The following is a 14,863-nucleotide window of genomic DNA, read 5'->3' as shown; positions in this document are numbered from 1 at the left end:
GTGATGATGTCGCGCGCCATGCCTGCCAACCCCGTGATCCGCTGCGGCGCGCACCATGCGGCGCGGGGCGGGAGATGTCCACCATCCGCGCGCCCCGAATCAGGCGGCGCGCACCGCGGACGCGGCGGTTTCGCGCCGCCGGGCGCGCCCCCGGTCGGGCGCGGCCCCGGGCCGCACGGGAATTTTTCCTCTATATCCGTCTGTTGGGGTGGCTTTCTGTTTGGGTTTCGCGGCATTCTGTCTATAGTCTTGCGAAACGCGAGAGCCACACTCAACTCCCGGGGGGACAGCGATGATCCGATCGGAACTCATCCAGAAGATCGCCGACGACAACCCGCATCTCTATCACCGAGATGTCGAGAAGATCGTGAACACGATCTTCAACGAGATCACCGATGCGCTGGCCGACGGAAACCGGGTCGAGCTGCGCGGTTTCGGCGCGTTCTCGGTGAAGAAACGCGACGCGCGCATCGGCCGCAACCCGCGCACCGGCGAAAGCGTCGAGGTCGAGGAAAAGCACGTCCCCTTCTTCAAGACCGGCAAGCTGCTGCGCGACCGGATCAACGGCAAGTAACCCATGAAATATCTCCGCTACGCCTGCATTGCAATTTTCGGACTCGCGCTGGTGCTGATCGCGCTGGCCAATCGCGGCATGGTCACGCTGCGGGTGCTGCCCGACGAGCTTGCGGGCTTTGCCGCGCTCAACCCGACCTATCAGATGCCGCTCTTCGTGGTGATCTTCGGCGGCATCTTCGCCGGGCTGATCCTCGGCTTTATCTGGGAGTGGATTCGCGAGGCGGGCGAACGCGCCGCCGCCGCCCGGCAGGCGCGCGAGCTGGCCAGCCTGCGCGCCGAGGTGGCCCGCCTCAAGAAGGCCGAGGCGCGCGACCGCGACGAGGTGCTGGCCCTTCTCGACGAGGCGGGCTGAGCGCCCATGCCGCGCGACATCCGCGTCAAGATCTGCGGCCTCACCGAGGCGCGCGATGTGGCTGCCGCCGTGGCTGCGGGGGCGGCCTATGTCGGCTTTGTGTTCTTTGCGAAGTCGCCCCGCCATGTCGATGCCGAGGCGGCGCGCGCGCTGGCGCTCGACGTGCCGCCGGGGGTGGCCAAGGTGGCGCTCACGGTGAACGCGGACGACGCTGCGCTCGACGCGCTCTGCGCGCGGGTGCCGCTCGACATGCTGCAACTGCACGGGGACGAGAGCCCGGCGCGCGTGAGCGAGGTCAAGGCCCGCCACGGCCTGCCCGTGATGAAGGCCATCGGCATCGGCGGCGACTCCGACCTGGCGCAGATCGACCTTTATGCCGGTGTCGCCGATCAGCTCTTGATCGACGCGAGGCCGCCGCCGGACGCCACCCGTCCGGGCGGCAATGCGACGGCCTTTGACTGGGGGCTGATCGAAGGGCGCGACTGGCCGCTGCCCTGGCTGCTGGCGGGCGGGCTGACCCCCGATACGGTGGCAGAGGCGGTGCAGCGCACCGGCGCGCGGCAGGTCGACGTGTCCTCGGGGGTGGAGGCCGCGCCGGGCCGAAAGGACCCGGACCTCATCCGCGCCTTCATCGCCGCCGCGCGGGGCGCGGAGGGCTGAGGCATCCCCTCCGGCGCAACAAATGCAAAGAATGCGCCGCCTTCGCGACATTTTTTCCGCCGTATCGGCTTGACGCCCCCTGCCCCCGAACCTACTGTCGCTGCCACGCAGAAAAGGAGTCGTCGGCGTGGACACGCTCGTAGACATCGTAGGCAAATGGCGCATGGGCCGGTAACGGAGACCATAATGGCACCCCATGCGCCCCCGCCCTGCGACCGGGGGCTTTTTTATGCGACAGCGGAACGGAATACAGCGGAATGACGTCAGACACGGAGCACGAGAGCAGATGACACGTCAGATGACCGGAGCGAAAATGGTGGTCCAGGCCCTCAGGGATCAGGGCGTGGATGTCGTATTCGGCTATCCCGGCGGGGCGGTGCTGCCGATCTATGACGAGATTTTCCAGCAGAACGAGATCCGCCACATCCTCGTGCGGCACGAACAGGGCGCGGTGCACGCCGCCGAGGGCTATGCGCGCTCCACCGGCAAGCCCGGCGTGGTGCTCGTCACCTCTGGCCCCGGTGCCACCAATGCCGTCACCGGCATCACCGACGCGCTGATGGATTCCATCCCGCTCGTCGTGCTGACCGGCCAGGTGCCGACCTTCATGATCGGCAACGACGCCTTTCAGGAGGCCGACACCGTGGGCATCACCCGCCCCTGCACCAAGCACAACTGGCTGGTCAGCGACACCAGGAACCTGTCGGATACCATCCATCAGGCGTTTCACGTCGCCACCTCGGGGCGGCCCGGGCCGGTGCTGATCGACATTCCCAAGGACGTGCAGTTCGCCGCGGCCGAGTATACCCCGCCGCAAAAGGCGCGCACGCATCACTATCAGCCGCAGGTCAAGGGCGATATCGAGGGCATCACCGACCTGGTGGCGGCCATCGAGAAGGCAAAGCGCCCGATCTTCTATACCGGCGGCGGGGTGATCAACTCCGGCCCCGCGGCCAGCCAGCTCTTGCGCGAGCTGGTCGAGGCCACCGGCATCCCCGTCACCTCCACGCTGATGGGCCTCGGGGCCTATCCGGCCAGCGGCAAGCACTGGCTGGGGATGCTGGGCATGCACGGCCTCTACGAGGCCAACATGGCGATGCATGGCTGTGACCTGATGATCAATATCGGCGCGCGGTTCGACGACCGGATCACCGGGCGGCTCGATGCGTTCAGCCCCGACAGCACCAAGGCGCATATCGACATCGACCCCTCGTCGATCAACAAGGTGATCAAGACCGACATCCCCATCGTCGGCGACATCGCCCATGTGCTGGAGGATGTGCTCAAGGTCTGGAAATCGCGGGGCCGCAAGGTCAACGCCGAAGCGGTCGCCAAGTGGCGCGAAAAGATCGCCGAGTGGCGTCGCGTCGAGTGCCTGAAATTCACCCAGGACGGCCCCACCATCAAGCCGCAATACGCGCTGGAACGGCTGGAGGCGCTGACCAAGGGGCATGACCGCTATATCTGCACCGAGGTGGGCCAGCACCAGATGTGGGCGGCGCAATATCTCGGCTTCGAGGACCCCAACCGCTGGATGACCTCCGGCGGCCTCGGGACAATGGGCTACGGCTTCCCGTCCTCCATCGGTGTGCAGATGGCCCACCCCGAGGCGCTGGTGATCAACGTCGCGGGCGAGGCATCGTGGCTGATGAACATGCAGGAGATGGGCACCGCGGTGCAATACCGCCTGCCGGTCAAGCAGTTCATCCTCAACAACGAGCGGCTGGGCATGGTGCGGCAATGGCAGGAACTCTTGCATGGCGAGCGGTATTCGTCGTCGTGGTCCGAGGCGCTGCCGGATTTCGTGAAGCTGGCCGAGGCGTTCGGGGCCAAGGGCATCCTGTGCCGCGACCCCGCCGATCTCGACGACGCGATCATGGAGATGCTCGATTACGACGGGCCGGTGATCTTCGACTGCCTGGTCGAGAAGCACGAGAACTGCTTCCCGATGATCCCGTCGGGCGAGCCGCACAACAAGATGCTGCTGGGCGAGGCGTCCACCAAGGACGCGATCAGGGAAGGCGGCGCGGTGCTGGTGTGATCCCGTTTTCTTTAAAAGAAAACGGCCCGGAATTTTTTGAAAGTTCCGGGGCACCCGACCGCCTCTGGCTTGGTCGTCCGAATTGGCATATACTGCCAACAAACGCTAACGGAGACGCCCCTAACGGAGACGCCCCATGCCCACCCGCAACGTCGTCCTGACCGAACATCAATCGGCGCTGATCGACGATCTCGTGACCTCGGGCCGCTTTCAGAACGCCTCCGAGGCGCTGCGCGCCGGGCTGCGCCTGCTGGAGACCGAGGAACAGACGCGCGCCGCCCTCATCCGGCGGATCGACGGCGCGTTGACAGACCACACCGAGACCGGCGCACTCGACGAGGACGGAGAGACCACCATCCGCCGCGCCTTTGCCCGCGCCCGACAGGACCACGACGGCGCGAATGCCGTCTGACTACCGGTTTTCCCGCCGGGCCGCAGAGAGACTGACCGAGATCGCCACATGGACGCACCGCACATTCGGGCCGGAACAGGCAGCACGCTACGAGGCGCTGCTGATCGACCGTCTCACCGCGCTGACCAGGGGGCGCGCGCAAACCCGACAGCTCTCGCGCCCCACCGGCGCGGCGCAGCACGAGAACCTGAGCACCCTGAAGGTCGGCCGCCACCTGCTGATCCTTCTCCCCGAACCCGAGGCCTGGGTGGTGATCGACATCCTGCACGACGCGCAGGACCTGACCGCCCGCGATTTTGACCGAGAGGAACCCTGACCCATGTCCGCCCTGAAAATCAAGAAAGGCTCGTCCAGGCATTCGGCCTACAACCTGAGGCCGCAATTCTCGGACGTGCAGGAGACCCACACGCTTGCCGTGATCGTCGATAACGAGCCTGGTGTTCTGGCGCGGGTGATCGGCCTGTTCTCCGGCCGCGGCTACAACATCGACAGCCTGACCGTGGCCGAGGTGGACCATACCGGCCACACCAGCCGCATCACCATTGTCACCACCGGCACGCCGCAGGTGATCGAGCAGATCAAGGCGCAGCTTGGCCGCATCGTGCCGGTGCACGAGGTGCACGACCTCACCGTCGAGGGCCCGAGCGTCGAGCGTGAACTCGCGCTTCTGAAGGTCGAGGGCGAGGGCGACAAGCGGGTCGAGGCACTGCGCCTGGCGGATATCTTCCGCGCCAACGCGGTGGACAGCACGCATGCCAGCTTTGTCTTCGAGATCACCGGCGCGCCGGAAAAGATCGACGCCTTCGCCGATCTGATGCGCCCGCTCGGCCTTGTCGAGATGGCGCGGACCGGCGTGGCGGCGATGTCGCGCGGCCTCTGAGCGCTCAGCCCGTCGCCGCCCGCGACACCTGACGGGGCAGGTCCCAGGCCACACCGCGCGCCACCAGGCGCAGGCCCTGCGCGCGGCGCAGGCCGCGCGCCGCGCTCACCTCCACGTAGACGAGATCACCTGCGCCGACCGGGGCCGCCTCCTCGCGCCCCGCCTCGTACCAGGCGAGATCGCCCTGATCCTCGCACCAGATGAGCGCGCGCCGCGTCGCGCCATCACACCACAAGACCAGTCCCAGCATGTCCTCTGCCCCCTTTTGCCCGGCCTGTCCGGGCCGCGTGTTGCAACAGGCTTGCACGGGGGGCCGGTCACGCGGAATACAACTCCCGGTGAACGCCGCAGGGGCCGGCTGCCATGTCGCCTTGAGGAAACTCAGGTCGCAAGCGTGTGCGCCACGCGCCTGATAACGCGGCTATGATCGCGTTGGTGACGCATGAGGGGAGAGACAGCGATGAGCCAGCCACTGACCGATCTTGGCCAGGTGCGCGCAGGCGTGGAGACCGCGCGCGGCCTGCCCAACGCCCACTACACCGACGCGGGCGTGTTCGGGGAGGAGCGCCAGGCGCTCTTGTTCTCGCAATGGGCGGGGCTTGCCGTGGCGGCCGACGTGCCCGCGCCGGGCGACGCGAAACCGCTGGAGTTTCTCGGCGTGCCGCTGCTGCTCATCCGCGACAAGGAAGGCACGGTGCGCGTGTTCGAGAACATCTGCCGCCATCGCGGCATGATCCTTGTCGAGGAGCCGCGCCGCATCGAGGGTGCCATTCGCTGCCCCTACCATTCGTGGTGCTACTCGACCAAAGGCAACCTCGTCTCGACCCCGCATGTCGGCGGGCCGGGGCACAACACCCACGCCACCATCCGCCGCGAGGAGCTGGGCCTCAACGAGGTGCGCAGCCATATCTGGCGCGACGTCGTGTGGATCAACGTCTCGGGCGATGCCGCGCCGTTCGAGGAGGCGATGTCCGATCTCATCGCCCGCTGGTCCGAGTTCGATCTGCCGCTCTATCACGGCGGCCATGACAGCCGCTTCACCCTGGAGGTGGCCACCAACTGGAAACTCGCGGTCGAGAACTACTGCGAGAGCTATCACCTGCCCTGGGTGCATCCCGGCCTCAACAGCTATTCGCGGCTGGAGGATCACTACCATATCGAGAAACGGGGCGAGTATTCCGGCCAGGGCACGATGGTCTATCGCCAGATCACCAACGAGAACGCCGAGAAATTCCCCGATTTCGCCGATGTCGGCGCGAAGTGGAACGAGCAGGCCGAATATATCGCCGCCTATCCCAACGTGCTGCTCGGCGTGCACCGCGACCATGCCTTCGCCATCATCCTGGAGCCGCGGGGGCCCGAGCGCACGGTCGAGCATGTCCACCTCTACTATGCCGTGCCCGATGCCGACGAGGGCCTCAAGATGCGCAACACGCAACTGTGGAAGACGGTGTTCGAGGAGGACATCTTCGTGGTCGAGGGGATGCAGCGCGGCCGCCACGCGGCGCGGTTCGACGGCGGGCGTTTTTCGCCGGTGATGGACAGCCCCACCCATTGCTTCCACGACTGGGTGGCCGGCAAGATCGAAGCCCGCCGCGCGATGGCGAGGGCGGCGGAGTGAAACGCCTGGAGGCGGCGATCCTCGCGGCGCATGACGCCGACGACCGGCGCGCGCTGGCGCGGCTCTATACCCGCGCCGCCGACCGGCTCAACGATCTCGACGCGGCGTGCTTTTTCCTGACCCATGCCTATGTCTTTGCGCTGGAGGCGGGCGCGCCCGAGGCGGGCGTGCTGCACGCCCGGCTCAAGGCGCATGGCCGCGAGGCGTGACGGCGGCGGCAGGATGATGCGCGGGGCGGCGGTCCGGCACGGGCCGGGGATGGCCTGTTGCCGCCATTCGCCCCCTGCCCCCTGACCCCCGCCCCGCGCGGCTCATCACGGGATGGGTGAACAACCGCGTCCGGCTCTCTCCCCCGCATGTCCGCGCCACCTTGTTCAGCCCGGCGTGCTGGGCTATCACCGCCACCCGAGCCGACAGGATGGATGCGATGCGCGCCGAGACCCAGACCCTTGTGACCGAGATCGAGAAATCGCTGGAGCTTTTGCGCCAGCGGCTCGGGTGGGAGACCGCGCATCACCGGCTCGAGGAATTCGACGCCCGCGTCGAGGACCCGACGCTGTGGGACGATCCGGCGCGCGCACAAAAGCTCATGCGCGACCGGCAGGCGCTGGTCGATGCGCTCGCCACCCATGACAGCATCAGGCAGGATCTGGAGGATCAGCTCGGCCTGATCGAGCTGGGCGAGGCCGAGGGCGACGACGACGTTGTGGCCGAGGCCGAGGAGGCGCTGCGCGCGCTGGCCAAGACCGCCGCCGCCCGCGAACTGGAGGCGTTGCTCGACGGCGAGGCCGATGCCAACGACACCTTTCTCGAGATCAACGCCGGCGCCGGCGGCACCGAAAGCTGCGACTGGGCGGCGATGCTGGCACGCATGTATGTGCGCTGGGCGGAAAAGCGCGGCTACACGGTCGAGCTGCAATCGGAGAGCGCGGGCGACGAGGCGGGCATCAAGTCCGCCGCCTACAAGATCAGCGGGCACAACGCCTATGGCTGGCTCAAGTCCGAATCGGGCGTGCACCGGCTGGTGCGCATTTCGCCCTTCGATTCGGCGGCCAAGCGGCACACCTCTTTCTGCTCGGTCTGGGTCTACCCGGTGGTGGACGACAATATCGAGATCGAGGTGAACCCCGCCGACATCCGCATCGACACCTACCGGTCCTCGGGCGCGGGCGGGCAGCACGTCAACACCACCGATTCGGCGGTGCGGATCACCCATATCCCCACCGGCATCGTGGTGACAAGCAGCCAGAAATCCCAGCACCAGAACCGCGACATCGCGATGAAGGCGCTGAAATCGCGGCTCTACCAGCAGGAACTCGACCGGCGCAACGCCGCCATCAACGAGGCCCATGACAACAAGGGCGACGCGGGCTGGGGCAACCAGATCCGCTCCTACGTGTTGCAGCCCTACCAGATGGTCAAGGATCTGCGCACCGGGGTCGAGACCTCGGACACCAAGGGCGTGCTCGACGGCGATCTCGATCAGTTCATGGCCGCGACACTGGCGCTCGAGGTCTCGGGCAAGAGCCGCGCCGAGGCGCAGGAAGACGGCTGAGCGGCGCGGATTCGTGGCGGCACACGCGGATTGGTGCTTTCATCGGGCGCGGTGAATGTCTAGATAAGGTCAATGATGTTGCCGGGGGTGCGTCCCCCGTGACCAGGGAGAAAAGAGATGCTCAACAATATCGGCCTTCCCGGCCTTCTGCTCATCGCCGTGGTGGTGCTCGTGCTCTTCGGGCGCGGCAAGATCTCGTCGCTGATGGGCGAGGTCGGCAAGGGGATCACCTCGTTCAAGAAGGGCGTTTCCGAGGGCAACAAGGAGCTCGAGGAAGCCTCGAAAGAGGACGAGACCACCGAGACCGCGCGCGACGTGACGCCTGCGGACGAAGAAAAAGACAAGGTCTGATAAAAGCATGTTCGACCTGGGCTGGACCGAGCTTCTGGTCATCGGCATCGTCGCGCTGATCGTCGTCGGGCCCAAGGACCTGCCGGGCATGTTCCAGGCCATCGGCCGGTTCGTGGGCAAGGCCAAGGGCATGGCGCGCGATTTCAGCCGTGCGATGAACGATGCCGCAGACCAGTCCGGCGTCGGCGACATCCAGAAATCCTTCAAGGCCGCGTCCAACCCGATGAAGACCGCGATGAACGAGGTGAAGAAGACCACCGACGGCATCACGCAGGATATCGACAAGGCCACGCGCCCGGCCCTCGACCCCGAGCGCCAGGCCGCCGCCGACAAGATTCGCGAGAAATCCGCCGAAATGGCCAATGCCCGCCGCGCCGCCGAGGCCGAGGAAGAGGCCAGGGCAGAGACGCAGCCCGCGGAACCGGCGAAGGAGACCGCCACCGCCGCGCCCGCCACCACCGACGCACCCGCCGGGGACAGCGCCGATAACAAGACCGGCGAGAAGGCCGGGGACACCAAGGCATGAGCGTGCAGGACGACGATCTCGAAGACAGCAGCGCGCCGCTGATCGAACACCTCGCCGAACTGCGCACGCGGCTCATCCATTCGGTGGTGGCCTTCATCGTCGGCATGGTGATCTGCTTCACCGTCGCCACGCCGATCTTCAATTTCCTCACCGCGCCGCTGTGCCAGGTGCTGGCCGATCGCGGGCAGGATTGCGACCTGATCTTCATCTCCCCGCAGGAAGGCTTCTTCGTCGCGATCAAGGTTTCGCTTCTGGGCGGCTTCATCCTCGCCTTTCCCTACATCGCCAACCAGATGTGGCGGTTTGTGGCGCCGGGGCTGTACCGCTCGGAAAAGGGCGCGTTCCTACCCTTCCTGGTCGCCTCGCCGTTCATGTTCTTCCTCGGCGCGGCGTTCGCCTTCTACGTGGTCACGCCGCTGGCCTATGATTTCTTCCTCGGCTTCCAGCAATTCGGCGGCGAGGGCGAGGCCGTCGAGGGCGGGCAGAATGCCGCGCCACTCTCGGTGGTGTTCCAGGGCTCGGCGCAGGAATATCTCAACCTCACGATCAAGTTCATCGTCGCCTTCGGCATGTGCTTCCAGTTGCCTGTCCTGCTGACGCTGATGGGCAAGGCGGGGCTGGTCAGCGCGATCGGCCTGCGCAAGATGCGCAAATACGCGGTCGTCGGCATCCTCGTGCTGGCCGCCCTCGTGACGCCGCCCGATGTCATCACGCAGATCATCCTCTTCGTGGTGGTCTACGGACTCTACGAGGTGTCGATCCAGCTTGTGCAGCGCGTCGAGAGAAAGCGCGAGGCGGAGCTGCGCGAACAGGGCCTGTGGTTCGATGACGACGAGGACGAGGGCGAGACCGACGATTTCTCCTCCGGGGACCCGCTCGGCGACGCCGCCGATGACGCCGATGACGAGGACCGGCGCTGAATGGCCGACGACCCGCTCGCCCGGATCGCCGCCGCACTTGAGCGGATGGCCCCTGCCCCGCTCACCGCGCCGGATTTCGACGCCGCCGACGCCTTTGTCTGGCACGTCGCGCCCGACCGGCTGGAGCCGGTGGCGACCGTCAACCGTGTGGACATGTCGCTGCTCGTCGGCATCGACCGGGCGCGCGAGACGCTGCTGGAGAACACCCGCCACTTCGCCCGCGGGCTGCCCGCCAACAACGCGCTCCTGTGGGGCGCGCGCGGCATGGGCAAATCGAGCCTCGTCAAGGCCGTGCACGCCGCCGTGCAGGGCGCGGGGCTGCCGCTCAAGATCGTGGAATTGCAGCGCGAGGATCTGGCGTCGGTGGGGCGGCTGCTCAGCCTGTTGCGCCAGAGCGACGCCCGCTTCCTGCTGTTCTGCGACGACCTGAGCTTTGGCCACGATGACGAGCATTACAAATCGTTGAAGGCGGTGCTCGACGGCGGCATCGAGGGGCGGCCGGACAATGTGCTGTTCTACGCCACCTCCAACCGCCGCCACCTGATGCCGCGCGACATGATCGAGAACGAGCGCTCCACCGCGATCAACCCCTCCGAGGCGGTCGAGGAGAAAGTGTCGCTCTCGGACCGGTTCGGTCTGTGGCTGGGCTTTCACCCCTGCGATCAGGATCAATACCTGTCGATGATCCGCGGTTATTGCGACGCCTACGGGGTCGATATCGACGACGATGCCCTGCGCGCCGAGGCGATCGAATGGCAGGCCACGCGCGGGGCCCGGTCAGGCCGCGTGGCGTGGCAGTTCTTCACCGATCTCGCCGGGCGTCGCGGCGTCCGGGTCTGACACCGCCGGCGCGTGCGTCGTGTTGCCGCTGCGGGCGCAAAGGGGGGCGGCGTGTCCGCTGACATCCGGGTAGAGCGGAGGTGCAGGGGGGGGCTGGCCTGAAGGGGACGTTCGCCTGCCTTCCCCCGCGCGGAATCAAGGCGTGCTTGCACGCCGCCGCGCGAGCGGTCATGCCGAAGGCATGCCTCCGGCATGACCCGCCCGGACGGGCGGGCGCTATTGCAACGCTGCACACCCGCACAATCGTTCGAGGTGTCTTGCGCGATGAAATGACGACCACCGCCGTCGGAGCGCCCACCCGCGGTCGGGCACTCGCGCGGCTCATCGCATCATGCCCAAACGACCGCAACAGACCATATCCAAAGCATGACCATCTGCACGCCCGCAGCATCGCCGTTCGTCACCGATCCCGTGGCGCGTCGCCGCGTGCCGGCCCGCGCCGCGCCAGTACCCCGATCACCAGCACGGTGAGCACGATCCGGTAGATGTGGTGCAGCGTCACGAAGGCGGGGTTGGCTTGCAGGCTGAGCGCCACCAGCGCCATTTCGGTCACGCCGCCGGGCGCGAGGCTGATCACCAGCACGTCCACCGCCTCGCCGGTCACCGCGTGCAGTCCCGCCGCCAGCGCCCCGCCGATCGCCAGCATCGCCCCCACGGCCATCACCGCCAGCCCCGCACCGCGCAGCAGCAGGCCGCGGCCCAGCCCGGTGAACCGCATCCCCAGCGCCGTGCCCAGCACCATCTGCGCCAGCGTCAGCAACCAGTGCGGCACCTCGACACTCAGCCAGCCAAGGAGCGACAGCGCCGCCGCCAGCGCCATCGGCCCGGTCATCTGCCCGGCGGGCAGGCGCAGCACGCGGCCCAGCACCACGCCGCCCAGCCCCGCCAGCGCGATCACCGGCAACTCGGACCACGGCACATCGCCGCGCGCCAGCGTCATGCCCGCCGCCGAGCCGACCGGCCCGCCCAGCCACAGCGACAGGCCCAGCGGCAGCGCCGTGACCACCACGATGATGCGCAGGAATTGCTGCATCATCAGCCGCGTCACATCCGCCCCCGCCGCCTCGCCCATCTCGATGCTCTCGTAGAGGCCACCGGGCGCGCTCGCGTAAAAGGCGGTGGTGGCGTCATACCCGCCGAGGCGGCGATAGATCGCATACCCCGCCCCATGCGCCAGCCCCACGAACAGCGTCACCGCCCCGAGGCTCAGCGCCCAGCTCTGCGCGCGCCCCAGCAGATCGGGCGTCACCTGCGCGCCGATCATCAGCCCGATGATGGCGACAAAGCCGACGCGCAGCCGCGCCGGAAAGCGGTAGCCGGCGGGCAGGCGGCGGGGCAGCAGCGTGGCGACCAGCGCCGCCCCCACGAGCGGCCCCAGCATCCAAGGCAGCGGCAGGCCAAGCGCGCGCGCCGCCATCCCCCAGGGACCGGCCATGGCCAGCAGCGCGACAGTGGTCAGGACATGCGGCATAATCCCTTGAACCACCCGCCGCGGGCGGCGGCAAGGGGTCGGTGCCCGGCCGCCGCGGCCCCGGTCAGTAGAGTCCGCCGGAACTCATCGAGCCGAACGTCGCCTTGTCGCCCACGCGCGCCTTGTTGCCGGTGGAGGTGGTCACCTCCTGCACCGCCTCGCGCTCGCCGGGCTGATAGAGGTCGAGATCGTTGCCCATGGCGAACCCGCCATCGAAGCTCACGCCGAAGATCGGCTCCTCGCCGTCGCGGAAATACTCGGCCACAACGTTCTCGCCCTCGGCGTCGTCGGGCAGGCGCGCGCCGGTGTAACGGTCGATCTTGATGAACTGCCCGCCCGGCGGCACCTCGAACGGCCCGCCACCGAACTTTTCCACCGCCTCGGTCATGAATTCCTGGAACACCGGACCGCACATCGACGCGCCATAGGCCCCCCGGCCAAGTCCGCGGGGCTGGTCGTGGCCGATGTAGCAGCCCGCCGCGATATTGCTGGTAAAGCCCACGAACCACACGTCGCGGGCGTCGTTGGTGGTGCCGGTCTTGCCCGCCACCGGAACGGCGAGGTCGATCACCCCCGAGGCGGTGCCGCGTTCGACCACGCCGGTCATCATCGAGGTGAGCTGATAGGCGGTGATCGCGTCCATCACCCGCTCGCGGTCCGACACGATGCGCGGGCCGCGCCCCGGCGGCAGGCGCGCGTCGCCGCAATCCACGCAGGTGCGCGTGTCCTGCCGGTAGAGCGTGCGGCCATAGCGGTCCTGCACCCGGTCCACGAGGCTCGGGCGCACCCGCTCGCCGCCATTGGCGAACATCGAATAGGCCGCCACCATGTCAAACAGCGTGGTCTCTTCCGAGCCGAGCGCGTTGGCGAGATAGGTGCCCATGTCCTCGTAGACGCCGAACCGCTCGGCATAGCGCGCCACCACCTCCATGCCCACCTCGCGCGCGAGGCGGATGGTCATCAGGTTGCGCGACCGCTCGATGCCGGTGCGCAGCGGCGTCGGGCCGTAGAACTTGCTCGACGAGTTGCGCGGCCGCCACAGCCCCTGCGGCGTGTCGATCTCGATCGGCGCGTCGATGACGATGGTGGCCGGCGAATAGCCGCTGTCGAGCGCGGCGGCATAGACGAACGGCTTGAAGCTCGATCCCGGCTGCCGCATCGCCTGCGTGGCCCGGTTGAACACCGAATTCTGATAGGAAAACCCGCCCTGCATCGCGATCACGCGGCCGGTGTTGACATCCATCGCCATGAACGCACCCTGCACCTCGGGCACCTGACGCAGGCTCCAGTGCGCGAACTCGCCCGCCTCGGTCAGCACCGGGCGCACATGCACCACCTCGCCGCGCTCAAACGTCTCGCGGAAATCGCCGGGAAGCCAGGATATATCACTGCGCGGCACCTCGTGGGGGCCCTCGATCCCCTCGATGCCGATGCGCATGGCCTGCGCGCCGGTCTCCAGCACCACCGCCGGATACCAGGTGCCGCCCAGCTCGATATCGCGCGCCACCCGCAGCTCCGACAGCGCCGCCTGCCAGTCGGTCTCACTGCCCAGCACCTCGTCGGGCAGGCTCTCGCCGGTGCCGCGCCAGCGCCCTCTGCTCCGGTCATAGGTCTCAAGCTGCCGCTGCAGGGCGTTCGCGGCCGCCTCCTGCATCTGCGGATCGATGGTGGCGCGCACCGTCAGACCGCCGGAAAAGAACTCTCCCTCGCCGAACACCTCGCTCAACTGCCGTCGGATTTCATCGGTGAAATAGTCGCGCGGCGGCAACTCGGCGCTGAACGGCTCGAAATCGCCGTTCTGCACCGAGCGCACGGGCGAGGCGCGCTCGGCCTCATAGACCGCGCGGTCGAGATAGCCGTTCTCCCACATCTCGCGCAGCACGAAGTTGCGCCGGTCGCGCAGCCGCTCCATCTCGCGCACCGGGTGATAATCGCTCGGCGCCTTGGGCATCGCCGCCAGCGTCGCCGCCTCGTGCGGGGCAAGCGCGCGCAGGCTCTTGTTGAAATAGGTCTGCGCGGCGGCGGTCACGCCATAGCTGTTCTGCCCGAGGAAAATCTCGTTGAGGTACAGCTCGAGGATATCCTCCTTGCTGAGCGTCTCCTCGATGCGGGTGGCCAGGATGATCTCCTTGATCTTGCGCTCGATGCGGCGGTCGCCCGACAGCAGGAAATTCTTCATCACCTGCTGCGTGATGGTCGAGGCACCGCGCACGTTGCGCCCGCGCGACTTGATCGCGTCATAGAGCGCCGAGGCGATGCCCAGCGCGTCAAAGCCCCCGTGGGTATAGAAATTCTTGTCCTCGGCGCTGATGAAGGCCTGCTTCACCAGGTCGGGAATTTCCTCGGCGGGGGTAAAGAGCCGCCGCTCGCGGGCGAACTCGTCGATGATGCGCCCCTCTGCGGAATAGATGCGGCTGATCGTGGGCGGCGTGTAATTGGCGAGGCTCTCGTGGCTCGGCAGATCCGTGCCATAGATGTGCAGCACCGCCCCCAGCGTGAGGCCGCCCACCACCACCACGAGGGTCAGCAGGCTGAACAGGGTGCCCAGAAGGCTCATCACAGGACGCAGCACGGATCGCTCCCTTTCAGGGTTGGGGCCGATATAGGGATGATCGCCGCCCCGGTCAAAACCAAAGCCGGGGCGCGGGCGCGGGAATT

The 14,863-nt window shown here is 67.4% G+C and carries 17 protein-coding genes; 14 read left to right on the top strand and 3 right to left on the bottom strand.

Features of this window, described 5'->3' with window-relative positions:
* The first annotated feature begins 292 nt into the window (after window positions 1-292).
* From ihfB to ilvN, 7 genes are all read left to right on the top strand, one after another.
* Window positions 293-574, top strand: a complete 282-nt coding sequence (gene ihfB / locus ACFFU4_RS12060) for an integration host factor subunit beta (protein ID WP_377070018.1) — start codon at window positions 293-295, stop codon at window positions 572-574.
* Between the two features lie 3 nt (window positions 575-577).
* Window positions 578-928, top strand: coding sequence for a lipopolysaccharide assembly protein LapA domain-containing protein (locus ACFFU4_RS12055; RefSeq protein WP_377070017.1), 351 nt, complete (start codon window positions 578-580; stop codon window positions 926-928).
* A gap of 6 nt (window positions 929-934) precedes the next feature.
* A complete protein-coding gene (locus tag ACFFU4_RS12050) occupies window positions 935-1,588 on the top strand; it encodes a phosphoribosylanthranilate isomerase (RefSeq protein ID WP_377070016.1) in 654 nt (217 codons plus the stop codon).
* 286 nt (window positions 1,589-1,874) lie between these two features.
* Window positions 1,875-3,629, top strand: coding sequence for an acetolactate synthase 3 large subunit (locus ACFFU4_RS12045; protein WP_377070015.1), 1,755 nt, complete (start codon window positions 1,875-1,877; stop codon window positions 3,627-3,629).
* A 136-nt stretch (window positions 3,630-3,765) separates the two neighbouring features.
* Window positions 3,766-4,041, top strand: a complete 276-nt coding sequence (locus ACFFU4_RS12040) for a type II toxin-antitoxin system ParD family antitoxin (protein WP_377070014.1) — start codon at window positions 3,766-3,768, stop codon at window positions 4,039-4,041.
* Window positions 4,031-4,357, top strand: coding sequence for a type II toxin-antitoxin system RelE/ParE family toxin (locus ACFFU4_RS12035; RefSeq protein ID WP_377070013.1), 327 nt, complete (start codon window positions 4,031-4,033; stop codon window positions 4,355-4,357). Before ACFFU4_RS12040 ends, ACFFU4_RS12035 begins: the two co-directional genes overlap by 11 nt.
* Before the next feature lie 3 nt (window positions 4,358-4,360).
* Entirely contained in the window at window positions 4,361-4,921 is a 561-nt protein-coding gene (gene ilvN / locus ACFFU4_RS12030; RefSeq protein WP_377070012.1) for an acetolactate synthase small subunit, read from the top strand.
* 4 nt (window positions 4,922-4,925) lie between these two features.
* Here ilvN and ACFFU4_RS12025 read toward each other — a convergent pair whose 3' ends face one another.
* A complete protein-coding gene (locus ACFFU4_RS12025; RefSeq protein WP_377070011.1) occupies window positions 4,926-5,171 on the bottom strand; it encodes a hypothetical protein in 246 nt (81 codons plus the stop codon).
* 210 nt (window positions 5,172-5,381) lie between these two features.
* Here ACFFU4_RS12025 and ACFFU4_RS12020 point away from each other — a divergent pair, with 210 nt between their 5' ends.
* The 7 genes from ACFFU4_RS12020 (at window position 5,382) to ACFFU4_RS11990 (ending at window position 10,734) form a co-directional block, all read left to right on the top strand.
* Window positions 5,382-6,542 carry an aromatic ring-hydroxylating oxygenase subunit alpha gene (locus ACFFU4_RS12020; protein ID WP_377070010.1) on the top strand — a complete coding sequence of 387 codons (1,161 nt, stop codon included), beginning with the start codon at window positions 5,382-5,384 and terminating at the stop codon, window positions 6,540-6,542.
* On the top strand, window positions 6,539-6,751 hold the full coding sequence (locus ACFFU4_RS12015; protein ID WP_377070009.1) for a hypothetical protein: 213 nt from the start codon (window positions 6,539-6,541) through the stop codon (window positions 6,749-6,751). Before ACFFU4_RS12020 ends, ACFFU4_RS12015 begins: the two co-directional genes overlap by 4 nt.
* Before the next feature lie 218 nt (window positions 6,752-6,969).
* On the top strand, window positions 6,970-8,097 hold the full coding sequence (gene prfB / locus ACFFU4_RS12010) for a peptide chain release factor 2 (RefSeq protein WP_377070008.1): 1,128 nt from the start codon (window positions 6,970-6,972) through the stop codon (window positions 8,095-8,097).
* Between the two features lie 117 nt (window positions 8,098-8,214).
* Window positions 8,215-8,448 carry a twin-arginine translocase TatA/TatE family subunit gene (locus ACFFU4_RS12005; RefSeq protein ID WP_377070007.1) on the top strand — a complete coding sequence of 78 codons (234 nt, stop codon included), beginning with the start codon at window positions 8,215-8,217 and terminating at the stop codon, window positions 8,446-8,448.
* Between the two features lie 7 nt (window positions 8,449-8,455).
* Complete coding sequence (gene tatB / locus ACFFU4_RS12000; RefSeq protein ID WP_377070006.1) at window positions 8,456-8,974, top strand: Sec-independent protein translocase protein TatB; 519 nt, start codon at window positions 8,456-8,458, stop codon at window positions 8,972-8,974.
* Window positions 8,971-9,894 carry a twin-arginine translocase subunit TatC gene (gene tatC / locus ACFFU4_RS11995; RefSeq protein WP_377070005.1) on the top strand — a complete coding sequence of 308 codons (924 nt, stop codon included), beginning with the start codon at window positions 8,971-8,973 and terminating at the stop codon, window positions 9,892-9,894. The genes tatB and tatC overlap by 4 nt, the downstream gene beginning before the upstream one ends.
* Window positions 9,895-10,734, top strand: a complete 840-nt coding sequence (locus ACFFU4_RS11990) for an ATP-binding protein (RefSeq protein WP_377070004.1) — start codon at window positions 9,895-9,897, stop codon at window positions 10,732-10,734.
* 400 nt (window positions 10,735-11,134) lie between these two features.
* Here the strand turns inward: ACFFU4_RS11990 and ACFFU4_RS11985 are convergent, their stop codons facing one another.
* Both ACFFU4_RS11985 and ACFFU4_RS11980 read right to left on the bottom strand, forming a co-directional pair.
* Window positions 11,135-12,205, bottom strand: a complete 1,071-nt coding sequence (locus ACFFU4_RS11985) for an AbrB family protein (RefSeq protein WP_377070003.1) — start codon at window positions 12,203-12,205, stop codon at window positions 11,135-11,137.
* A 64-nt stretch (window positions 12,206-12,269) separates the two neighbouring features.
* Window positions 12,270-14,777 carry a penicillin-binding protein 1A gene (locus ACFFU4_RS11980; RefSeq protein WP_377070335.1) on the bottom strand — a complete coding sequence of 836 codons (2,508 nt, stop codon included), beginning with the start codon at window positions 14,775-14,777 and terminating at the stop codon, window positions 12,270-12,272.
* Window positions 14,778-14,863: the final 86 nt, after the last annotated feature.

Origin of the sequence: Roseovarius ramblicola (assembly GCF_042430665.1) — a bacterium.
Taxonomy (GTDB): Bacteria; Pseudomonadota; Alphaproteobacteria; order Rhodobacterales; family Rhodobacteraceae; genus Roseovarius; species Roseovarius ramblicola.
Note: the sequence above shows the minus strand (reverse complement) of the source record. Positions and strands in the feature narration are given on the sequence as shown.